This window comes from Luteibacter sp. CQ10 (assembly GCF_040900725.1).
Taxonomy (GTDB): domain Bacteria; phylum Pseudomonadota; class Gammaproteobacteria; order Xanthomonadales; family Rhodanobacteraceae; genus Luteibacter.
Map to the genome: position 1 here is coordinate 530,557 of NZ_JAEUYM010000001.1, position 22,541 is coordinate 553,097.

Consider the following 22,541-nt stretch of genomic DNA (forward strand, 5'->3'; position numbering starts at 1 on the left):
CGTTACTGACCGCGCATGCGCCCCTGGAACCGCGGCGCGTTGTTGCCCATGTGCGGCAGGCGGATCTTGCCGATGGCGGCGATGCGCTCTTCGGCGACGCGGTCGGCGGCCTTGTAGGTGGGAATGCCGTCGCGCTTTGAGATCTCGAAGATGCGGCCCACGTTGTAGTAGATGGTGCGCATCATGCGCATCGCGCGCTCGCGGTTGTAACCGTCGATCTCGAGGGAGACGTTCATCACGCCGCCGGCGTTGACGGCGTAGTCGGGGGCGTAGAGCACGCCGCGACGCGCCAGTTCGTCGCCGATGGCGTCGGTGGCGAGCTGGTTGTTGGCCGCGCCGCAGATGATCTTGGCCTTGATGCGGTCGATGGTCTGCTCGTTGACCGTGCCGCCCAGTGCGCAGGGGCTGTAGACGTCGGCGTCGACGTCGTAGATCTCGTCGAGTTCAACCGCCTCGCAGCCGAGTTCGTCGACGTAGCGCTGCACGAGGTCCTTGTTGATGTCGGTGATGAACACCTTGGCACCCTGCTCGCGCAGCAGCTTGATGAACTCGCTGCCCACGTGGCCGCAACCCTGCACGGCGTAGCTGTACTTGCCCACGTCTTCGTTGCCGTGCTTGGCCTGCAGTGCCGCCATCAGGCCCTGCAGCGTGCCGAACGCGGTGAACGGCGAGGGATCGCCCGAGCCGCCGTGCACCTGGTGCACGCCGGTGACGTATTCGGTTTCACGGAACACGTATTCCATGTCGTTGACGTCGATGCCGACGTCCTCGGCCGTGATGTAGCGGCCGTTGAGCGAGTTCACGAAACGGCCGAAGGCGCGGAACAGCGCTTCGGACTTGTCCTTGGAGGGATCGCCGATGATCACGGCCTTGCCGCCACCGAGGTTCAGGCCCGCGACGGCGTTCTTGTAGGTCATGCCGCGCGACAGGCGGAGCACGTCGTTCACCGCGTCCTGCTCGCTCTTGTACGGCCACATGCGCAGGCCGCCGAGGGACGGGCCAAGCACGGTGTTGTGGATCGCGATGATGGCCTTCAGGCCGGCGTCCTTGTTGTGGCAGAAGACGACTTCTTCGTGTCCCGTGTTGGCGATGGTTTCGAAAATCATCGAACTCGAACTCCAGTTGCAGGCGGCAGCAGCCCGCCTATCAGGTGATTACCTATGGCGAAGCGCCATGGGTCGGTGGTTGACCGTCCAAAAAAATCGCCCCGGCCGGTTCAGGGCGGGGGCGATGTGTCTTGTCAGTTGCGTAGTTTAACCCCGAAAAAGGGGGCGTGTAGGTGCGCCGCAACAACTCATGTTTTCTTAACGGTGCCAGTGGGGATCGCGCACCCAGGTCTCGCGCTCGATGCGCCAGCCGCGGCCGTAGGGGTGCCAGACCGGCGCCCGGTAGACATAACCCGGGCGGTAGGCGGCCCAGCGCCCGCCGACCCACACGTAACGGCCGTGGTACCAGTTCCAGTAGCCGGGTGCCCACACGTAGCCTGCGCGCGGCGGCGGTACGCGCTCGAAGCGGGGCGGCGGCGGACGCGTGCCGACGGTGACCGACACGTATTCACGCGCGGCGGCGGGCGGGGCGAAACTCGCGGCGCCGAAGGCCAGGCCCAGGGCGGCCACGGCGGCAAAGGTGCGGGTAAGGCGCGTCATGGTGAATCTCTCCTCGGGATGTCCGCGGGTGCGGGCTCGGGCGCAAGAACGGGGCGCGGTTTCATCGGGTTGACCCGACACGGGGTCGGGTGTTCAGCTAAGCGAAAGCGAGAGGCGGATGAAGCCCTGTCCGGTGTCGCGCTCCCAGCCCAGCCCGCCGACCTACACGCTCCCGCCCATGAAACCTCCCCGCCGCTTCGGCGCCCGCACCGTCGCGACCCTGCTCGGCATCCGCCTCGCCTACCGCTTCGGCAGCATCCTGGCGCCCTCGCGCACGGTGGCGCATGCGGCGCGCGTGTTCCAGACCCCCTTGCCCAGCAGCCGGAAGCGCGCGGCGCACGCGGCCCAGGGCATGACGGCGCGGCGCGACACCGTGAAGGTCGACGGACTCCCCATCGCCACCTACGTATGGGGAGACCCTTCCACCCAGCCCTACGTGTTGCTGGCGCATGGCTGGTCGAGCATGGGCCTGCGCTGGGAGAACTGGGTGCCGCACCTCCTTGCGAAGGGATGGGCGGCCGTGGCCTTCGACCAGCCCGCCCACGGCCACAGCGGAGGCGACCTGTGCACCTTGCCCGACTTCGTGCGCACGGCGGCGGCGGTGGGACGGCATTACGGCGATGCGGTGGGCGTGATCGCGCATTCGCTCGGCGGTGCGGCCATCACGCTGGCACTCGACGACGGCTGGACGGCGAAGCGCGTCGTGCTGATCGCGCCGGCCGCCGATCCGCAGGCCGCCGATCCGCAGGCCGCCACCCGGCGTTTCGCGCGATTCGTCCGCTTGGGCGAGCATCTGCGTCCAGCGTTGCATGAGGGCCTGTCGGCTCGCACCGGCGTGCCCATCGACGACCTCCACATCCGGCATCACGCGCCCCGGCGCCGGCAACCGGCGTTGATCGTGCACGACTGCTTCGATCGCGACGTGCCGGTGGAGGAGGGCGAGCTTTACGCCAGCCTCTGGCCGGGGGCGCAATTGCTGAAGACACGACGGCTCGGGCACCGGCGCATCGTCGACGACGAGTGCGTGATGACGGCTGCGCTGGCGTTTTTGTCGGGCGTCGATCTCATCGGCGTCGACGAGGGTATGCAGGCCTGACACCCCTTCGGCAGCTGGTTTCCACCGAAGGGGTGGGAGCCGATCGCACCGGCGAACGAACGCCCGGTTTCGCTGCACTGCGTCAGAGCTGCCGAGGGCACCAGCGCTAGAATTGGTCATTCCCCCTTCCAGCGCCCGCGTTTTCCGGAGTTTTCATGAGCTCGCAGCCCAAGCACATCCCCGCCAGCCAGAGCGACGCGGAGGCGACGCCGTTGCGTTTCGTCACGGCGGCGAGCCTGTTCGACGGGCACGACGCGGCCATCAACATCATGCGCCGCATCATCCAGAGCCAGGGCGCCGAGGTGATCCACCTGGGCCACAACCGCTCGGTGGAAGACGTGGTGCGCGCGGCCCTGCAGGAAGATGCCGACGCCATCGCGCTGTCGTCGTACCAGGGCGGCCACGTCGAGTATTTCAAGTACATGGTGGACATGCTCCGCGAGCGCGGCGCGGGGCATGTGCGCGTGTTCGGCGGCGGTGGCGGCACCATCACGCCGGAGGAAATCCGCGAACTCCAGGCCTACGGCGTGGAGCGCATCTATCATCCCAACGACGGCATGAAGCTCGGCCTGGCCGAGATGATCGAAGACGTGATGTTGCGCACGCGCCGCGCGCAGCAGGATCGCGTCGCGCTTTCGTTGAGCACGCCTTCCATCGACGACGAGATCTCCATCGGCGCGATGCTGTCGGCGATCGAGGAGGATCACCTCGCGGCGGCCGACCTCGAACGGCTGCGCAAGGAATGGAAGCTCGCCGGCGGCAAGACGCCGGTACTCGGCCTCACCGGCACGGGCGGCGCGGGCAAATCCTCGGTGGTGGACGAATTGCTGCTGCGGTTCCTGCATGCGTTTCCCCGGATGCGCATCGCCGTGCTCGCCGTCGACCCCACCCGTCGCCGCAGCGGCGGCGCCCTGCTGGGCGACCGCATCCGCATGAACTCGCTGCGCAGCCCGCGCGTCTACATGCGTTCGATGGCCACGCGTCGCCAGCACGCCGCCACGTCGGTGGTGCTGCACGATTGCATCGATTTCCTCAAGGCGCAGTCGTACGACCTGGTGATCGTGGAAACCGCCGGCATCGGCCAGAGCGATTCGGAAATCGTCGATCTCGTCGATTTCCCCGTCTACGTGATGACCAGCGAGTACGGCGCGGCCAGCCAGCTGGAGAAGATCGACATGCTCGACTTCGCCGAGCTGGTGGTGCTCAACAAGTACGACAAGCGCGGTGCCGAAGACGCCCTGCGCGACGTGCGCAAGCAGTGGAAGCGCAACCGCACGGCGTTTTCGCTCACCGACGAGCAGGTGCCGGTGTACCCCACCATCGCCAGCCAGTTCAACGATCCGGGCGTGACCTGGATGTTCTCCAACCTGTGCCGCCTGCTGCGCGAGAAGCTCTCGTTGCCGGATGCCGCCTGGACGCCGGAAGTCGATACCGCGTTGCGCGAGCCGCGCGCCACGGTACTGATCCCGGGCAGCCGCGTGCGTTACCTGGCGGAGATCGCGGAGCAGGGGCGTGGCGTCAACGCGTCCATCGGCCGGCAGGCCGAAGCGGCCAGCAAGGCGCAGCACTATTACGAATCGCTCAAGGACATCGGCGACGAAGCGCTGCCGCGCGCGTTCGATCTCTACGACCATGCCCTGCTCAACGTCGACGGCGACCGTTCGCTGTCCACCTTGCGCCAGCGCTACAACGAGAGCGTGCGTGAGCTGACCAGCGAGGCGATCAACCTGCTGCGCGAGTGGCCGGCGCGTTTCGAGTCGGTCACCGCCGAGTTCAACGAATACACGGTACGCGACAAGACCATCCGCGTGGAGAACTACCGCGAGTCGCTCAGCCACCAGAAGATCCGCAAGGTGTCGCCGCCGAAGACGAAGGACTGGGGCGAGTTGCTCTCCTTCCTCATGCGCGAAAACCTGCCCGGCCACTACCCGTATACCGGCGGCGTGTTCCCGTACCGTCGCGCGGGCGAGGATCCCACCCGCATGTTCGCGGGCGAGGGTACGCCCGAGCGCACCAATCGCCGTTTCCATTACCTCTCGCTGGGCGGCGGTGCCGCGCGCCTGTCCACGGCGTTCGATTCGGTGACGCTCTACGGCGAGGATCCCGCGCCGCGCCCCGACATCTACGGCAAGATAGGCAATTCCGGCGTGTCCATCGCCACGCTCGACGACATGAAGAAGCTGTATTCCGGCTTCGACCTGTCCGCCCCGTCCACCTCGGTGTCGATGACCATCAATGGGCCCGCGCCGATCATCCTCGCCATGTTCATGAACACGGCGATCGACCAGAACGTCGAGAAGTACCTCAACGAGGACGCGTCGCGGTGGGAGGCGGTCAACGCACGCATCGCCGAGCTCTATCCCGACGGTAACCGCCCCCGGTACAACGGCGAGCTACCCAAGGGCAACGACGGTCTCGGCCTGGGGCTGCTGGGCGTGTCCGGCGAGGAGGTGGTGGACGCCGAAACCTATGCGCGCATCAAGGCGTACACGCTCGCCACGGTACGCGGCACCGTGCAGGCCGACATCCTCAAGGAAGACCAGGCGCAGAACACCTGCATCTTCAGCACGGAATTCGCGCTGCGCATGATGGGCGACATCCAGCAGTACTTCGTCGACCACAAGGTGCGCAATTTCTATTCGGTATCGATCTCGGGTTATCACATCGCCGAGGCCGGTGCCAACCCGATCAGCCAGCTCGCCTTCACGCTGTCGAACGGCTTCACCATCGTGGAGTACTACCTCGCGCGCGGCATGAAGATCGACGATTTCGCCCCGAACCTGTCGTTCTTCTTCTCCAACGGCATGGACCCGGAATACACGGTGATCGGCCGCGTGGCGCGCCGTATCTGGGCCCGCGCGATGCGCGAGCGCTACGGTGCCAGCGCGCGCAGCCAGATGCTGAAGTACCACATCCAGACCTCCGGCCGCTCGCTGCACGCGCAGGAGATCCAGTTCAACGACATCCGCACCACCTTGCAGGCGCTCTATGCGCTGTTCGACAACTGCAACAGCCTGCACACGAATGCCTACGACGAGGCGATCACCACGCCCACCGAGGAGAGCGTGCGCCGCGCGGTGGCGATCCAGCTCATCATCAACCGCGAGCTGGGCCTGAACTTCAACGAGAATCCCTGGCAGGGCAGCTTCGTGGTCGACGAGCTGACCGACCTGGTCGAAGAGGCGGTCTACAAGGAGTTCGAGGCGATCAGCGAGCGCGGCGGCGTGCTCGGCGCGATGGATACGATGTACCAGCGCGGCAAGATCCAGGAGGAGTCGATGTACTACGAGCAGAAGAAGCACGACGGCTCGCTACCCCTCATCGGCGTGAACACCTTCCTGCCCAAGGATCACGGCGGCGAGATCGCCACGGAGATCGAGCTGATCCGCTCCACACCGGAGGAAAAAGGCCAGCAGATCGACAACGTGAAGCTCTACGGCACGGCCCGCAATGGCCTCGCGCCGGATAGCCTGCGTATCCTGCAGAACACCGCGCGCGAGCGTCGTAACGTGTTCGAGCAGCTGATGGAGGCGGTGAAGAACAACAGCCTGGGCCAGATCAGCCACGCCTTGTACGACGTGGGTGGCGAGTATCGCCGCAACATGTAAGAGCTTCGCCGATGCGATCGGCTCCCACCCCTTCGGTAGCCGGTCCGCCGAACGCTGGCTACCGAAGGGGTGGGAGCCGATCGCATCGGCGAAACGGACTCGCGATATCGTCAGCGGGTCAACCTTGAACCATCCCCACCGTTCGTAGTCCCATGGGGGTTGGTTCAAAGCGGAGTGCGTTATCTTGAGCAGTCAGTCGTCGGGTTCGAAGTGGGTGGCGGGTTTGCTGGTGGTCGCCATCCTCGTGGTGGCAGGTGTCTTCATCTATCGCGAGAAACGGGCGCGCGAAGCGGTTGGCGCGCCGCCGTTCGCGAACGTGGCGTCCTCGTCGTCCTCCGCCACGGCCGCCCACGATGCGTTGCCGCAGCATCCCATCGCGACGCCCGCCGGCACCTCCACGGCCGCACTGCCGCCGCTCGACCAGAGCGACGACGCCGTCTTGTCGGCGCTGCTGGCGATGTCCGGCGACGGGGCCCTGAAGTCGCTGCTGCGACCGGAGGCGATCGTTTCCCGCATGGTCTCCACCATCGACGCGTTGCCCAAGCAGACGATCGGTATGAACGTCCTTCCCTTGCGTACGCCGACCGGCACCTTCCAGGTGCAGTCCGCCGACGGGATGTTCGTGGAGTCGAAGAAGAACTACGCGCGTTACGACACTTACATGTACGTGGCCGATCGCGTGCCGGCGAAAGCCGCCGCGGCCTGGTACAAGCGCAACTACCCACTGTTCCAGCAGGCGTACCGTGACCTCGGTACCGCAGGGTATTTCAACGACCGGCTGGTCGAGGTGATCGATCACTTGCTGGAGGCGCCCGAGCCCAAGGGGGCGTTGCAATTGCTGCCCGAAAAACAGGGCTACGTGTATTCGAACCCGACCTACGAGCAGCTTTCGGTGGGGCAGAAGTTCATGGTGCGCGTGGGGCCGGAGAACGAGGCCAAGCTGAAGGAGAAGCTGCGGGCATTGCGCGAAGCGATCGTGGCGGACGCGCCGGCGGCGGCTTCGACGGTGGAAACGGCGCCGGTGCATTGAGCCGCTTCGCTTCGCGGCTTTCGCCGATACGATCGGCTCCCACCCCTTCGGTAGTGGGCTTTCCTACCGAAGGGGTGGGAGCCGATCGTATCGGCGAAAGGGCGCTCAGGATTTCTTCGCCGGATCCCGCACCGGGACGTTGATGTTGCACAGGTCGATCTTCCCCGCCGGTCGCGTATAGAAATCGTCCTTGCGATTACGCTTGGCTTCCACGAGGGCCGCGAAGGTCTTGCTGTCCGTGCGCAGCACCTGGATCGGCGTGCGCTCGGCCTCGGGCACGTCGGCCGCGAGGCGCACGCTCCGGATCGTCACGCGCTGCGCGGGCTTGTCGTAGAAACCCATCGGCTCGCCGCCGCGCGGGTAGGCCGAGAGAAGATCCATGCCCTTGAGTACCTTGCCCGCTACCGCGAGGTTGCGGTCCAGGTTGCGCGGCGCCTGGCCGATGATGGCGTAGAGCGAGCTGCCGTTGCCCGTTTCCGCGCCGGTATCGCGGGCCACGCCCACCGTGCCGTAGCAATGCGCGATCCACGCCTCGCCGGCCTTCGCGTCGCGAGCCACGGGAAAGCCGTCGGAAAAACCCACTTCGGGTGCGTAGACGTCGCCGTCCGGCAGCGGCGTGAACGCATACTTGCCGCCCTTGCGGGTGAATTCCGGCGGCAGCGTCTCCTTGGCCGAGCCCAGGCTCTTGGCCTTCTTCTTGTCGTCGCCGTCCGGGTCGCCCCATTGGGTGACGAAGTTGTCCTGCACGCGGATCACCTGCGTGCCGTCGAAGTAATGCTCGCGGATCAGCGTGCGGATGTTGGCCGCGTGCTCGGGCGACCAGTCCTGGGCCAGTTCGATGACGACCCGGCCCTGCGGAAGATCCATGTAGACAAGGTTCTTCGGATCGGGCGTGCGCCATTCGGCGGGCGAGGATTTCGCCAGCAGTTCCTTGGGCGTGGGCGTCTTCTTCGCCTCCTCGGCGACGGCGGGCAGGGCGAGCAGGAGGGCGAGCGCGAGGCAGGTACGGGCGAGCATGGGATCCCCTGGGTGAATGCGTCGTGCGACCTTAGCAGGCCGTACCGGGATGGGGAACGCTCGGGCCCGGCTCCCACCCCTTCGGTGGTGAGTCGCTACCGAAGGGGTGGGAGCCGATCGCGTCGGCGAAGGGCGTGCCGTCAGACGGCAAGGCCCAGTACGGCCTTGGGTTCGAGATAGGCTTCGAGGCCGAATTCCCCGTATTCCCGCCCCAGTCCCGATTGCTTGAACCCGCCGAACGGCGCCTTCGGCTCGTGCGTGAGCGTATTGACCAGCACGCGGCCCGCATCGATCCGGGCGGCAACGCGCGCGGCGCGCTCGCTATCGGAAGACATCACATAGGCCTGCAGCCCATAGGCGGTGTCGTTGGCGATGGCGATGGCGTCTTCATCATCGTCGTAGGCGATGATCGACAGCACCGGCCCGAAGATTTCCTCCCGCGCGATGGTCATGTCGTTGCGCACGTCGGTGAACAGGGTGGGCCGCACGAGCCAGCCGCGGTCGTAACCGTCGGGGCGGCCCTCGCCACCGGCCAGCAGGTGGGCGCCTTCCTCGATGCCCTTGCGGATGTAGCCCTGCACGCGTTCCCACTGCTTGCGGCTCACCATCGGGCCGACCTCGGTGTCCGCCTTCGACGGATCGCCGGAGACCACGGCGTTCACCACGTCGGTGGCTTTCGCCTCGAACTCCGCGAGGCGCGAGCGTGGCACGAGGAGACGCGTGCCCGCGATGCAGGCCTGCCCGCTGTTCATGAAACCGGCCATCACGGCCATCGGCACGGCGGTGGCGAAGTCGGCATCGTCGAGGATCACGCTGGGCGACTTGCCGCCCAGCTCCAGCGTGACGCGCTTCACGTCGTCGGCCGCCGCGCGCAGGATGCCCTTGCCCACGGCGGTGGAGCCGGTGAACGAGATCTTGCGCACGTCGGGGCTGCCGACGATTTCCGCGCCGACGACGTCGCCGCGTCCGGTCACGATGTTGTACACGCCGGCAGGGGCACCGGCTTCGTGCAGGGCCTTCATCACCACGCTCGTCTGCAACGCGCTCATCTCGCTGGGTTTGATGACCGCTGTGCAACCGGCCGCCAGCGCCGTGGCGAGCTTGCCGCAGATGAAACCGGCATCGCTGTTCCAGGGCGTGATGAGCCCCACCACGCCGGCTGGCTGCATGATGACGCGCGCACTGCCGAGGCGCCGTTCGAACGCGTAGTTTTCGAGGGCGTCGATGGCCTGCAGGAACACTTGCGCGGGGAACTGCGCCATCCAGCGCGAACGCGCCGACGGCGCGCCGTATTCTTCGATCACGGCCGCCAACAGCTCATCTTCGTGGGCGGCCATCGCGTCGTGCATGCGGCGGAGCAGGGCGATGCGCTCTTGCACGGTGGTGCGCGACCACGCGGGAAAGGCGCGCTTGGCCGCGGCGATGGCTCGGCGCGCGTCGTCCGCGTCGGCCAGACGCACCGTGCCGATGACGGCCTCGGTGGCGGGATTGAATAATTCAAAGCGCTCGGTGCCGTGGGGTTCGACGAAAGCGCCATCGATGAAGACCTGGTCGATGCTGTGCATGGGTTTGCTCCGGTAGGGGGACGCATCGAAGAATGTGGCCTGATGATTGGCCTGATAAGCTGCACAGAACCGAATGGGTTGTTAAGCGGGGGCGGACAATGCGAAGCGGGCTCACCGAACTCGAAGCCGTACTGGCCGTTGCCCGGCACGGCAGCTTCCGCCGCGCCGCCGCCGAACTGGACCTCTCCACGTCCGCCGCCAGCCAGGCCGTGGCGGCGCTCGAATCCCGGTTGGGAGCGCGCCTGTTCCATCGCACCACGCGCAGCGTACGACTCACGGAAGCGGGGGAACGTTTCGTGGCCGACGTCGCGCCGGCCGTGGCGGGCATCCGCGGGGCGATGGAGCGGATCGGCGACGATGGCGGCGCACCCCGCGGGACCTTGCGGATCAACCTGGCGCCCGGCGCCGCCCGGCGGCTGATGGGGCCCTTGCTGATCCCCTACATGCAGCGGTATCCCGGCGTGCACGTCGACCTGGTGACCGACAACCGCCTGGTCGATATCGTGCGCGACGGCTTCGACGCGGGCTTCCGCACGCTCGATACCGTGCCCGGCGATATGGTCGCGGTGCCCCTGGGTGCGCCCATCCGCTACGCGGTGGTCGGCTCGCCGTCGTATTTCGCGCGCCACGAACGGCCGCGAAGCCCGGCCGACCTGGCCCGCCACGCCTGCATCCGCGCGCGCATGGCCTCCGGGCACATCTACCACTGGGAATTCGAAAAACACGGCGAGGCGGTCACCGTGGAAACGCACGGCCCCGTGACCCTCGACGAGCCCCATCTGATGCGCGAAGCCGCCCTGGCGGGCCTCGGCCTCACTTACCTGAGCGAATACGACGTGGTGGATGCCCTGGCCGAGGGGCGGCTGGAACGCGTGCTGGACGACTGGACGCCGCCGTTCGATCGCCTGTGCCTCTACTACCCCGGCCGTCGCCACGTGCCGGCCGCGTTGCGTGCCCTGGTGGACCTCATCCGGGAAAACGACTGAAAACGCATGGGCCATGGGTCATGCACAACCTTCGGGCGTTGGGGGGCATCCATTTCCGCAAGTCCTAACGAATCGGGAAGTTCATGCGCCGTCGCCTCACCTTGCTCGCCCTGTTGTCCTGCGCCTGTGCCGCCCACGCGGCCGAGGTGACGATCGACGGACGCATCGACGCGGCCGAATGGGCCGGGGCCCAGCACATCACCGATTTCCGCCAGACCCAGCCGTTGACCGGCAAGCCGGGCAACCAGCCCACCGAGGCCTGGGTGCTGTCGACGCCCAAGGGCCTGGCCGTCGCCATTCGCGTGACCCAGCCGGCGGGCATCCCGCGGTCGATGCAGCAGACCCGCCGCGACGAGGACGCCCGCGTCGACCGGATCAACGTGATGGTGGATTTCAACGGCGACGGTCGCGTGGGTTACGACTTCGAGGTGAAATCCCAGGGCGGCATCGCCGACGAGATCATCACCAACGAATCCGACTTCAGCTACGACTGGGACGGCAACTGGGAACACGCAGTCACCCAGGACGCGGATGGCTATTCGGTGGAAGTGCTCATCCCCTGGTACATCGCACCGATGCACAAGGCGCCCGGCGACACGCGGCGTATCGGCCTCTACATCGACCGCATCATCGCGGCGACGGGAGAGCGCGTGGCCTGGCCGGCGGTGAGTTTCGACCAGGGGCGTTTCCTGTCGAGCTTCCAGCGCGTGGAACTGCCCGCGTACTCGCAGTCGCTGTTCGCCGTGACGCCCTACGTGGTGGCGCGCACGGATCGCGCCCACGGCGGTACCTCGTTCGAACAGGGCGCGGACATCCAATGGAAGCCGAACGGCCAGACCCAGCTCACCGCCACCATCAATCCCGATTTCGGCCAGGTCGAAAGCGACGACCTCGTGGTGAACTTCTCGCCGACGGAAACCTTCTTCACCGACAAACGCCCGTTCTTCACCGAGAACCAGGGCATCTTCGATTTCAGCCTGCTCGACGACTATTCCCAGCTGGTCTACACCCGCCGCGTGGGCGGCCTGTCGGACGACGGCCACGGGCCCGCCGACATCTCCGCGGCGGTGAAGCTCAACGGCAGCGTGGGCGGTACGAGCTACGGCATCCTCACCGCGCAGGAGAAGGGCGACGCCGGGCGCTCGTTCGGTGCCTTGCGCCTGCTGCACGACTTCGGCACGCAGACCTTCGGCATGCTCGCCACGCGGGTGAACCACCCCTACCTGGATCGCGATGCCAACGTGCTCGGCTTCGATCATCGCTGGCAGCCCAACAAGTCGTTCACCCTCACCAGCAACATCGTCGGCAGCAAGATCGACCAGCCCGGCGAGAACAGCAAGGGCTTCGGTGCCACCAGCATCGCGTATTGGGAAATGAACGATACGTGGAGCCAGCAGTGGCTGGGCATGTACTTCGGCAAGCACCTGGAGATCGACGATTTCGGCTACCTGCCGCGCAACGACATGACGTACCTGCACTGGGAAGTGCGCCAGCGCATCACGGACCTGCCCGCCGATTCGGCCTACGCCTCGCACCTGTGGCATTACCGCATCTCGCAGGCGGACGACTCCGACGGCCGGCGCATTTCCCGCCGCTTCCGCTTCCAGCGCGACAGCCAGCGCCGTGACGGTGGCGTGGAGCAGCTCCGGCTCGACCTGTTCACCTCGGCCTACGACGACCTGCTGACCCGTGGCGGCAACGCATTGCGCACGCCGCGCACGGGGCGGCTCTACTTCGACCGCGAGCAGCCGCGCTCGGGTCGCTGGGCCTGGGAAGCCGAGGGCTATGTCATGGGCAACCAGCTCAGCGGCCTGCATCGCCTGAGCTATTACCTCAAGTTCACGCCCACCTATTTCATCACCGACGGCTTCAGCGTGTTCACCGGCGCGAGTTACGAATGGGACCCCGACTGGCTGATCTGGCAGCACGACAACCTCGTGGGCTCCTACGACGGTCGCACGTTCGGCATCGACAGCGGCGTGAACTGGAACATCGGTAACCGGCAGGAGCTGCGCGTGAAGTTGCAGACGCTCGCTGTGGGGGCAAAGCTGCGCCAGGCCTACCGGATCGCGCCCAATGGCCGGGCCGTCCCGGTGGACGATCCGGTAGATGGCCTGGGTGTGGCCAACCTGGGATTCCAGATCCGCTACCGCTACGAGATCGCGCCGCTGTCGAACCTCTACATCGTCTACAACCGCGGCGGTTACGAACAGGACACGGACGATGCGCTGGGCAACCAGTTCCAGCGGGGGTTCGGGTTGAAGGACGTGGAAGAGGGGCTGGTCAAGGTGGCATACCGACTGGAGTTCTGACCCCGTCATTCCTGTGCACGCAGGAATCCAGCGCCCCGGTATCCGGTTTTCGCATAGGCGTCCGCGCGCAGAAACCGGATTCAACGTGCCCGGTCCCCGCTTTCGCAAGAACGACAAGCAGTTCACGCCGCGCATGGCATCAATCCCCGAAACCTTCGGGAGACCCGCGTGCCTCGTCGCGACAACCCCATGCCCGGCCGAACCATCGGCGACCACGGCATTGTCGGCAATATGGATACCGCCGCCCTCGTGGCGATCGACGGCACGGTGGATTACCTGTGCTGGCCGCACATGGACAGCCCCACGATCTTCGCCGCCCTGCTCGATCCGGAAGAGGGCGGCGAATTCACGGTGGAGCCCGCGCTGGCGGATGCGCGGCGCATGCAGCTCTACGTGCCCGAAACGAACGTGCTGATCACGCGATGGATGTCGGAGGCGGGCAGCGTCGAACTGACCGACTTCATGCCGCATCCGGAGATCGACTCGCGCGTGCCGCGCAGCCTGGTGCGCTGCGTCAAGGTGATACGCGGCAACGTGGACATCCATGTGCGCTGCCGGCCCCGCCTCGACTACGCACGCCAGGTGCCTGAAGCGGAGGCCTATGGCGACACGGTGGTCTTCCATGCGGCGAGCGCGTCGGTACGGCTTGGCGCGACGGTGCCCCTGAGGGTGGGCGACGGCGAGGCCGAGGCGCGATTTTCGCTGGCAGCCGGGGAGAACGCCTGGTTCGTACTCTGCGACGAGGAATGCGATCCGTTTACCGAAGCGGAATGCCGCCACGCCTTCGGGGCGACGCTGGATGCCTGGCGCCGCTGGATGCGTCGCTCCACCTATCGGGACCGCTGGCGCGAACGGGTGGACCGCTCCGCACTCGTGCTGAAGCTGCTCACCTCGCACCGCCACGGCTCGATCGCGGCGGCGGCCACGTTCGGCCTGCCCGAGGCCACGGGGGCGGAACGCAACTGGGATTACCGGGCGACATGGATCCGGGATGCGTCGTTCACCGTGTATGCCTTCATGCGGATGGGATACGTCAACGAGGCCGAGCATTTCCGCGACTGGGTCGAGACCCGGATCGGAAACCTGGGAGAACATTCCGCGCTGCACATCATGTATGCGCTGGACGGTAGCGAGGCGGCGGAGGAAGCCACGCTCGACCACCTGGCGGGGTACGCGAATTCGCAGCCGGTGCGCATCGGCAACGCGGCGCGCACGCAGACCCAGCTGGACATCTTCGGCGAACTGATGGATGCCATCTACCTGTCGAACAAGTACGGCACGGCGATCAGCCACGCGGGCTGGGCTCACGTGAAAACGATCGTCGACCACGTGTCGCGCCATTGGCGGGACGCCGACGAAGGCATCTGGGAAATCCGCGACAAGCCGCGCCATTTCCTCCACTCGCGCCTGATGTGCTGGGTGGCGCTGGACCGCGCCGTGCGACTGGCCGGAAAGCGCTCGCTGCCCGCACCCATCGTGGACTGGATCACCGAGCGCGACCGCATCGCCGAGGACATCTGGGCCAACTTCCGTCATCCCGAGCACGGCTATTTCGTGCAGACCCGGGGCGGCGACGACCTCGACGCCTCGCTGCTCATGATGCCCCTGATGCGTTTCGTGTCAGCGACCGATCCGGTCTGGTTGGCGACGCTGGATGCCATCGGTACCCAGCTGACCGACGACGGCATGGTGTTCCGCTATCGCAACGCGGACGGGCTGGAAGGGGGCGAGGGTGCGTTCACCACCTGCACGTTCTGGTACGTGGAGTGCCTGGCACGTGCGGGACGCCTGCACGAAGCGCGTTCCATCATGGCGCGCGGCGTGTTGTATGCGAACCATCTCGGCCTGTTTTCCGAGGAGCTGAGCTGGCGCGGCGACCCACTGGGCAACTTCCCGCAGGCGCTCACCCACCTGGCCTTCATCAGCGCGGCCTATTACCTCGACCGCCAGCTCGCCCACCCGGAAGGGCAGGTCTGGCAGCCCTAGACCAGCTGTAGATCGGTGGCCTTGGCGCCAGGGAAGACGGTGCCGAGATCCGCGTCGGACAGACCGTACATGCGCCGCATGAGGCCGCCGAGCACCTCGCGGTAATTGTTGAGCACCGGGTAGTCGCGGTCCTGCAGCAGGCTTCCCGCGTTCACCGCCACCTGCCGGCCGGCGATGCGGCCGCCCGCCACCTTGCCGCCGAGCACCCAGTAGGCGGTGCCATGCCCATGGTCGGTGCCCTTGTTGCCGTTCTCGCGGAACGTGCGGCCGAATTCGGAGACCACCACCACCACGGTGTCGTTCCACTCTTTCTCGCCGAGACCGTCGGCGAAGGCGGCGAGACCTTGCGAGAGGTTGTCGAGATTGTTGGCGAGCTGGCCGTTGGCACCACCCTGATTGACGTGGGTATCCCAACCGCCTACGTCGACGAAGCCGAGGCGGAAGCGGTCGCGCATCAGCGTCGCCATGCGCTCCCCTTGCTGGGCGAAACCGCGCGCGTTCACGGCCCCACGGCTGGCGGCCACCATTTCGGTTTGCAGGTCCTTCGCCACGTCCTGGCGCAACTGCAGCCCGTCGGTGGCGGCGGCCTGCAACGCCGTGCCCTGGTACATCGAGGCGAGGATCTTCGACTGTCGATCGTCGAATACGGCCTTGCCGCCGCCCTTGAGCGAAACGTTGGGCACGTCGCCCGCGCCACGGAAGGACAGCGGCAGCGCATCGGTGAAGGCGATGGGCGGCACGCCGCGCAGCACGCCGCTCAGGCGGCCCATGAAGCCGGAGGCATAGCGCCGCGTATCGCCGGCTTCGCCGCCCTCGATGTTGTCCTGCGTTTCGAAATGGCTGCGGGAGAGATCGTCCGTACCGGCGAAGGGAATGAACGCGAGCTGCTTCCTGTCCCACAGCGGGCCCATCGTCTGCGCGACCGCGGGGGCGAGGCCCCAGTTCGCGTCCAGCGCGCGCACCGACGCGGGATCGCCGGGCGTGGGTTTGGCCAGCGCGATGTTCGGCCGCGACTCGTAGTAGAAATCGCTGGCGTACGGTACAAGCAGGTTGTTGGCGTCGTAGCCGCCGCGCAGGAACACGAGCAGGAAGCGTGGCGCATGGGCGGGCGCCGCGAACACCTTGCCGCCCAGGGTCAGGGCGGGCACGGTGGCGGCGAGGGTGAGGAGAAACCGGCGGCGGTCCATGGGAGGCCTCAGCGGTAGTTGAATTCGGGGGACGAGAGCAGGAACGTGTTCCACTCCTGCTGCGAGGTGGCCTGTGACAGCGCGTTGCGCGTCTTCGGGCCGAGGTAGGGATCGAGGGTGGCGTAATAGGTGGGCGTGGTCAGCTGCGGAAAGCCGCCGCGCTGGCGCGTGCCGTTCTCGTCGAGGTCGAACAGGTGGTTGGCGCCGCTGCCGATGGCACGCGCGATCTCGAAGCGCTTGGCCACCTGGCCGGAACTGGACCATTCCGAATCGGCCGACGGCCAGCCATCCGGCGTGATGCGACCGAAGGGCGCCTGGCCGAGCTGGTTGATCCAGTTCACCAGCGGGCGCGGGTTCTCGACCGGCTTGCCGTCGTAGGCGAGCCGCAGGGTGGAGACGAGGAACTGGGTGGGATCCTTGTAGCGCTTGCCGAGCGACGCGGTGAATTCCTTCGCGGTGAGCATCGTCTTCATGACCTCGGCGATGTCGCCGTCGCTGCGCCGGAACGTCCTGGCCATGGCGTCGACGAGGGCCGGCGGCGGGTCGTCCGAGACGAAGTACTTCGCCAGTTTCGTGGACACGAAGGTGGCGCATGCCGGCTGGCTCACGATGAGGTCCACGGCTTTCTCCACCTCGTCGAAACCGCCTCCCTTGATGGTATGGCCGAGCAGAACCTTGTCGTCGAAGTCGTGACGGTTCGGGTTGAACTCGAAGACGCCTTCCTGGACGTAGTACGGCTGGAGATCGCGCCGGATCTTCCGCGGTTGGCCGTCGAAGTTCACGCCCACGCCGGTGAGGATGCGCGCGAGATTCTGCACATCGGTCTGCGTGTAACCGGAGCCGACGCCGAGCGTGTGCAGTTCCATCAGTTCACGCGCGTAGTTCTCGTTGACCTTGTCGCGCGCGTTCTGCGCGTTGTCGAGGTATTCGAGCATGGCGGGACTTTTCAGCGTCGCCATCACCAGGTCGCGGAATTTCCCCAGGGCATGCGGGCGGATCGTGTTCTGCGCGTAGTCGGCCACCAGCCAGCGCACGCGGCCCTTGTTCTGGAACACGCTGAAATGATTCAGCCAGAACCACACCAACTGTTCGCGCAGCTGGTTTTCGTCGTAGATCGCATGGAGCAGTTCGGCGGACTGCGCTTCCTGCGCGTATTGGTTGCCCTGCTTCTGCAAGGCCTTGCGCGCCTGTTGCTTCGCATCGCCGTCGGGCATGTCCTTTATCTCGCGATACCGGTCGCGCACCTGCGCGAGCAAGGTGGCGGTCGGCGTCTTCATGACGTCGAGGTTCGCGATCTGCGCGTTCACCGCGGCGGGTAGCCCGTCACGCGAGGGATGCAACTGGCGGTCGAGGAAACGGCGTTTGCCCAGGTCGCGGAAACTCGCGACGGTGGCCGAATCCGCGCCGAAGGTGACCCGGTTCAGCCAGGCCGCATCTTCTTTCGACAGGGCCGTATCGGTAGCCGTCGCCGGCAGGGCGACGAAGGCGAACAGGCATGCGGCGACGAGCGATCGCATGGAACCTCCGTTCTCGGGGGACGATGCCCAAGAAACGGAGAAGGGGGGCGAATGGTTTACCGCTTCGCGAACTCGACCGTTCAGATCTCGTTTTCGTCCGGGTCGACGAATTCGATCGCCGCTTCGCGGGTGCCCGCGGTTTCCTCGGCGACCTCGCGCACGCGTTCCAGCTTGCTGCGCGGCGATTCCACCTCGACGGTGTAGGTTTTCGAACTCATGTCGTCGGACAGGTTCTGCGAACTGGAGTCGTCGCGGAAATCGTTCATGAAATCGTCGACCTCCTCGACGCGCTCGATGCCGTCGATGCCGTGGAGGGCGGTGATCACGTCGTCGAACACGTCGCGATCGCCGGTGATGCGCAACTGGATACGGGGCATGTGACTCTCCTGGGGCGATGGCGAGATGCTGCCCGGACGAGTGTATGCCCGAAGTGGAGGGACCGCTAACATGGCGGTTTTCCAGTCGGCACGCGATATGTCCAAGACCTACGACCAGGCCTATTTCGACAAGTGGTACCGCAGCGCCGACCACGCGGTGCGTTCCCCTGCCGAGCTCCGCCGCAAGGTGGCGATGGTGCTGGGGCAGGCCGAGTTCTACCTGGGCCGGCCGGTGCGCAACGTGCTCGACGTGGGTTGCGGCGAGGCGCCCTGGCGGGCCGTGCTGCGCCGTCTGCGGCCGGGTATCGCCTACCGGGGGCTGGAAGCCAGCGAATACGCCGTGGCCCGCTACGGGCGCAGTCGCGATATCGGCTACGCCCGCTTCGGCCAGCTCGCCGAACTGCGCTTCGACACGCCGTTCGACCTCATCGTCTGCACCGATGTGCTGCATTACCTGAAGCCGGCCGAAATCCGCGCCGGCCTGACCGGCGTCGCCGAGATGCTCGAGGGGCTGGCGTTCCTCGAGGTCTATACGCGCGAGGACGATCCCGGCGGCGATCGCGAGGGTTTCCAGGGGCGTCCGGCGCGCTGGTACCGCGAGGCGTTCAGGGAGGTGGGCCTGCTGCCCGTGGGGTCGCAGTGTTATGCCGGGCCGACGCTGGCCCGGCGGGTCGCGGCGCTGGAGACCTGCGCTAGCGCATGAACCAGCCGACCGTGGCCATGGCGTTGTTCACGGCATGGGTCACGAAGGCCGGCCAGATGGACCGGCTGCGTACGCGCAGCCAGGCGCAGAACAGGCCCACCAGCACGAGGTTGGGCACCGCGTACCAGAGCCAGTCCAGGTCGGGCAGGTGCACCAGGCCGAACACGGCCGCCGAGACCGCGATGGCTCCCCCATCGCCCATGCGGGCGCGAAGCGTGGCGAGGAAGGCGCCGCGGAAGAGCACTTCCTCCACGAGGGGGCCCACCACCACGGCGATGGGGACCAGGGCGGCCCGCATGCCGAGGTGGGCCTTGTCGGCGATGTCGCTGACCGCCTGGCTCACGTCGTGGCCGCCAGCCAGCCACGAGGTGAGCAGGCCGCCGAGGATCGGGGCGGCGAAGCCCAGCACCGTGGCGAAGGCGATATGCCGGCCGTCCGGGGGAGTGAAGCCCAGCCCGGAGAGGCCTCCCTCGGTGGCCCGGGCGCCCCATCGGCGGACGAGCACGGCGATGGTGATGGTGGCCGAACAGATCAGGGTGAGGATCACCACCACGATCAGGCGGTCGGGGGCGGCGGGCACGTTCTGCGGAAACTGCCGCGAGATCAGCTGCGAGAGGGCGCCGAAAAGGCCGCCGAAGCCGAACTGGAGCGCGAAGTAACCGAGGATGCACAGAAGCGTCTCGACCAGGCCGGGCACGCGCTCCGGCGGGGCGGACAGATCGGCGTCCATGGAAAGGGCAGGGGATGCGGAATCGTGGGGCATGCGGCACCCTAGCCGAGGCTTGCCGCGCCGCGCAACGGCAGGTCGGCACGGTCCGTCGCGCGGCCCCTGTATAGTGTTGCGTCCCTTAAGGAGAGAACGGGCGCCCTGCGCGCCGGCCCATGTTTGTATTCGACTGGCTAGCCGACCCTTCCGCCTGGGCGGGTCTCCTCACGTTGATCGTGCTGGAGATCGTGCTCGGCATCGACAACCTCGTCTTCGTCGCGATCCTCGCCGACAAGCTGCCCGCGCGACAGCGCGACCACGCCCGGCTGCTCGGCCTGGGCCTGGCCCTGGTCATGCGCCTGTGCCTGCTGGCGGCGATGTCCTGGCTGGTCACGCTGACCACGCCGCTGTTCGAATGGAACGGCTTCGGCTTGTCCTGGCGCGACCTCATCCTCCTGGTCGGCGGCGCCTTCCTGCTGTTCAAGGCCACGCTCGAGCTGCACGAGCGCCTGGAGGCGTCGGAAGACCACGAGGGCAAGGGCGCGCGACGCGGCAGTTTCTGGCTCACCGTGCTGCAGATCGTGATCCTCGACGCGGTGTTTTCGCTCGACTCGGTGATCACCGCCGTGGGCATGGTCGACCACCTGTCGATCATGATGATCGGCGTGGTGATCGCCATGGCGCTGATGATCACCGCCAGCAAGCCGCTCACCGCCTTCGTGAACGCGCGGCCCACGGTGGTGATCCTGTGCCTGTCGTTCCTGCTGATGATCGGCTTCAGCCTCATCGCCGAAGGGTTCGGCTTCCACATCCCCAAGGGCTATCTCTACGCGGCGATCGGCTTCTCGATCATGATCGAGGCGTTCAACCAGACGATGCGGCGCAACCGCCGCCGCTCGCTGCTGGTCGGCGGACGCTCCATGCGCGACCGCACCGCCAAGGCGGTACTGCGCCTGCTGGGCGGGCGTCCGGAGGACGAGGCCGAGCCGGGCGGCGCGCCGACCGAGGCTGCCGAGGCGTCGGTGTTCGGCAAGGACGAGCTGGAGATGGTTCAGGGGGTGCTCGACCTCTCGCAGCGTCCCGTGCGATCGATCATGACGCCGCGTACCGAGATCGTCTGGGTCGATCCGTCCGACGAACTGGGCAACCTCCTCGAGGAAGCGCGCGAGTCGTCGCATCACTGGATGCTGGTCGCCAACGGCGACCTCGACGAACTGGTGGGCGTGGTCTCCTCGCGCGATCTCCTCGCCAGCCTCAACGATCACGGGCGCCTGGAAGACTCCGTGGTGCGCAAACCCGTCACGGTGCTGGAGTCGTTGAGCGTGCTGCGCCTGATCGACGAATTCCGCCGCGCATCGTTGCAGGTGGCCCTGGTGGTCGACGAATACGGCAGCATTCTCGGCCTGGTGACGCCCGCCGACGTGCTGGAGACCATCGCGGGCGAATTCCCCAACGAAGGCCGCGAGGGCGACCCCTCCGCGGTAAGCGAACCGGACGGCGCATGGCTGCTCGATGCCAGCCTCGACGCGCGCCGCGTGGAGCATCTGCTCGGCCACCGTCTTCCGGGCGCAGGCGAAGGGAATTTCTCAACCCTGGCGGGATTCGTGCTTCAGCGGCTTGGGCGCTTGCCCGGCGTGGGAGATAGCTTCGAGGCCGACGGCCTTGCTTTCGAAGTGAAGGCGATGGAAGGTGCACGCATCCAACGGGTCAGGGTGCTGGCCTTGCCGATGGACGGCGATACGTAATCGCCGCATCCGACGGCCGATGATGCGGCGGCCGTCGGGTATGACGTACCGCATCAAGGAGCAACAGGAAGCGACGACAAGGAACGTCTCTTTACTATTGGAGCTTTAAACGATGTACCTAGCCCTCATGCTCGGTTGCGCCCTCGGCGCATGCCCTTCGCCGCAGCCTCCCGGTCATTCCACGGCCAGGGCCGTGCTGGACGGGCCGGACGGTCCCGGTACCGTCGTCAATCTCATGAACCGCTACAACGATCTCTCGATCGACTGCCGGGGCGAGCCGGCGGTGCGCTGCACCGGTGTCCTCCTGGAATCCTCCGACGATCGCGATCCGTGGCAGCCGTTCGCGGACGACGGCGTGCCGATGTCGTGGTTCCGGCGTGACGCGCCGATCACCGGAATGTATCCGCCCCAGGCCGGCATGTTCTACTACCCCGCCGACAGGTCCGTGCAGTTCGGCAAGCGGCCGATCAACGTGCAATGTGCGTACGTGCTCAATGCGTTCACCGATTTCCGCCCCTCCCGTTGCGGGGGGTTCGATGAACCGGGCAATCCCGAAAGCGGTCCATGCCAACCGCAGGGCATCACGACGGCGGCCGCCTGGTTCGCGCACATGGATCGCAACCCGCAGAAGCCCAACCAGGCCGGGAGCTGGCAATGCGGATTCGACCTCACCGCGCCGGATCGCGCGGTGGTCTTCTCGCACTTCCCCGAACTGATGCGCGAATACCTCGTGAAGCACGAGCCCCGCAACGGATACAACGAACTGGTCGCGTTTTCGTGGCCACACGATCAGCCGGACATCGCGCCGATCGAGGCGTTCTTTTATCGCGCCGGGCCTTTCTCCAACCCGGTATCCGCCTTGGAGCGGGCCCGCGCCTTGCAGGTTCGCATGAACGACGTCGGCGGTATCTGGCGCCCGATCATCGAAGTGCGTTTTCCCACCGATCCCGGCCAGCCGGTGCTTTTCGGCTACAACGAGGCCGATCAGGCACGTCCCGTGCCGGTAACGCGACATTGACCGTGTTCTAGCAACGATCGATCGTCGCACCGGCCCCCCGGT

General features: G+C 66.6%; 17 protein-coding genes. 9 read left to right on the forward strand and 8 right to left on the reverse strand.

What is annotated here, in order from left to right; all coding sequences use genetic code 11:
- Positions 1–2 precede the first annotated feature (2 nt).
- Both JNG39_RS02455 and JNG39_RS02460 read right to left on the reverse strand, forming a co-directional pair.
- On the reverse strand, positions 3–1,106 hold the full coding sequence (locus JNG39_RS02455; protein ID WP_144911018.1) for a Glu/Leu/Phe/Val dehydrogenase dimerization domain-containing protein: 1,104 nt from the start codon (positions 1,104–1,106) through the stop codon (positions 3–5).
- A 198-nt stretch (positions 1,107–1,304) separates the two neighbouring features.
- Positions 1,305–1,646, reverse strand: a complete 342-nt coding sequence (locus JNG39_RS02460; protein ID WP_368309467.1) for a hypothetical protein — start codon at positions 1,644–1,646, stop codon at positions 1,305–1,307.
- A 178-nt stretch (positions 1,647–1,824) separates the two neighbouring features.
- On the opposite strand from JNG39_RS02460, the gene JNG39_RS02465 reads away from it, so the two are divergent.
- The 3 genes from JNG39_RS02465 (at position 1,825) to JNG39_RS02475 (ending at position 7,380) form a co-directional block, all read left to right on the forward strand.
- The gene (locus tag JNG39_RS02465; RefSeq protein ID WP_368309468.1) at positions 1,825–2,742 is read left to right on the forward strand and encodes an alpha/beta fold hydrolase; all 918 of its coding nucleotides are present in this window, start codon (positions 1,825–1,827) and stop codon (positions 2,740–2,742) included.
- 155 nt (positions 2,743–2,897) lie between these two features.
- Positions 2,898–6,350, forward strand: a complete 3,453-nt coding sequence (locus JNG39_RS02470; RefSeq protein ID WP_368309470.1) for a methylmalonyl-CoA mutase family protein — start codon at positions 2,898–2,900, stop codon at positions 6,348–6,350.
- 184 nt (positions 6,351–6,534) lie between these two features.
- The gene (locus JNG39_RS02475) at positions 6,535–7,380 is read left to right on the forward strand and encodes a DUF3014 domain-containing protein (RefSeq protein WP_368309471.1); all 846 of its coding nucleotides are present in this window, start codon (positions 6,535–6,537) and stop codon (positions 7,378–7,380) included.
- Between the two features lie 105 nt (positions 7,381–7,485).
- Here the strand turns inward: JNG39_RS02475 and JNG39_RS02480 are convergent, their stop codons facing one another.
- Entirely contained in the window at positions 7,486–8,397 is a 912-nt protein-coding gene (locus tag JNG39_RS02480) for a peptidylprolyl isomerase (RefSeq protein WP_368309472.1), read from the reverse strand.
- A gap of 140 nt (positions 8,398–8,537) precedes the next feature.
- Positions 8,538–9,962: an aldehyde dehydrogenase family protein gene (locus JNG39_RS02485; RefSeq protein ID WP_368309473.1), complete on the reverse strand. Its 1,425-nt coding sequence runs from the start codon at positions 9,960–9,962 to the stop codon at positions 8,538–8,540.
- Between the two features lie 98 nt (positions 9,963–10,060).
- On the opposite strand from JNG39_RS02485, the gene JNG39_RS02490 reads away from it, so the two are divergent.
- The 3 genes from JNG39_RS02490 (at position 10,061) to JNG39_RS02500 (ending at position 15,246) form a co-directional block, all read left to right on the forward strand.
- Positions 10,061–10,948 (forward strand): LysR family transcriptional regulator, encoded by an 888-nt coding sequence (locus JNG39_RS02490; RefSeq protein ID WP_368309475.1) that lies wholly within the window; start codon positions 10,061–10,063, stop codon positions 10,946–10,948.
- Between the two features lie 83 nt (positions 10,949–11,031).
- Positions 11,032–13,260, forward strand: a complete 2,229-nt coding sequence (locus JNG39_RS02495) for a DUF5916 domain-containing protein (RefSeq protein WP_368309476.1) — start codon at positions 11,032–11,034, stop codon at positions 13,258–13,260.
- A gap of 168 nt (positions 13,261–13,428) precedes the next feature.
- Positions 13,429–15,246 (forward strand): glycoside hydrolase family 15 protein, encoded by a 1,818-nt coding sequence (locus JNG39_RS02500; RefSeq protein ID WP_368309477.1) that lies wholly within the window; start codon positions 13,429–13,431, stop codon positions 15,244–15,246.
- Here the strand turns inward: JNG39_RS02500 and JNG39_RS02505 are convergent.
- From JNG39_RS02505 to JNG39_RS02515, 3 genes are all read right to left on the reverse strand, one after another.
- Positions 15,243–16,433, reverse strand: a complete 1,191-nt coding sequence (locus tag JNG39_RS02505; protein ID WP_368309478.1) for a DUF1501 domain-containing protein — start codon at positions 16,431–16,433, stop codon at positions 15,243–15,245. The two genes, JNG39_RS02500 and JNG39_RS02505, sit on opposite strands and share 4 nt — an antisense overlap.
- An 8-nt stretch (positions 16,434–16,441) precedes the next feature.
- On the reverse strand, positions 16,442–17,950 hold the full coding sequence (locus tag JNG39_RS02510) for a DUF1800 domain-containing protein (protein WP_368309479.1): 1,509 nt from the start codon (positions 17,948–17,950) through the stop codon (positions 16,442–16,444).
- 80 nt (positions 17,951–18,030) lie between these two features.
- Positions 18,031–18,327, reverse strand: coding sequence for a hypothetical protein (locus tag JNG39_RS02515; protein ID WP_186448205.1), 297 nt, complete (start codon positions 18,325–18,327; stop codon positions 18,031–18,033).
- Positions 18,328–18,424: 97 nt separating this feature from the next.
- On the opposite strand from JNG39_RS02515, the gene JNG39_RS02520 reads away from it, so the two are divergent.
- Entirely contained in the window at positions 18,425–19,030 is a 606-nt protein-coding gene (locus JNG39_RS02520; protein ID WP_368310795.1) for a class I SAM-dependent methyltransferase, read from the forward strand.
- Here the strand turns inward: JNG39_RS02520 and JNG39_RS02525 are convergent.
- The gene (locus JNG39_RS02525) at positions 19,020–19,793 is read right to left on the reverse strand and encodes a lysostaphin resistance A-like protein (RefSeq protein WP_368309481.1); all 774 of its coding nucleotides are present in this window, start codon (positions 19,791–19,793) and stop codon (positions 19,020–19,022) included. The genes JNG39_RS02520 and JNG39_RS02525 overlap by 11 nt on opposite strands.
- A gap of 119 nt (positions 19,794–19,912) precedes the next feature.
- On the opposite strand from JNG39_RS02525, the gene JNG39_RS02530 reads away from it, so the two are divergent.
- Together JNG39_RS02530 and JNG39_RS02535 are read left to right on the forward strand one after the other, a co-directional pair.
- Complete coding sequence (locus JNG39_RS02530) at positions 19,913–21,481, forward strand: TerC family protein (protein WP_368309482.1); 1,569 nt, start codon at positions 19,913–19,915, stop codon at positions 21,479–21,481.
- 112 nt (positions 21,482–21,593) lie between these two features.
- Positions 21,594–22,499: a hypothetical protein gene (locus tag JNG39_RS02535; RefSeq protein WP_368309484.1), complete on the forward strand. Its 906-nt coding sequence runs from the start codon at positions 21,594–21,596 to the stop codon at positions 22,497–22,499.
- Positions 22,500–22,541 lie beyond the last annotated feature (42 nt).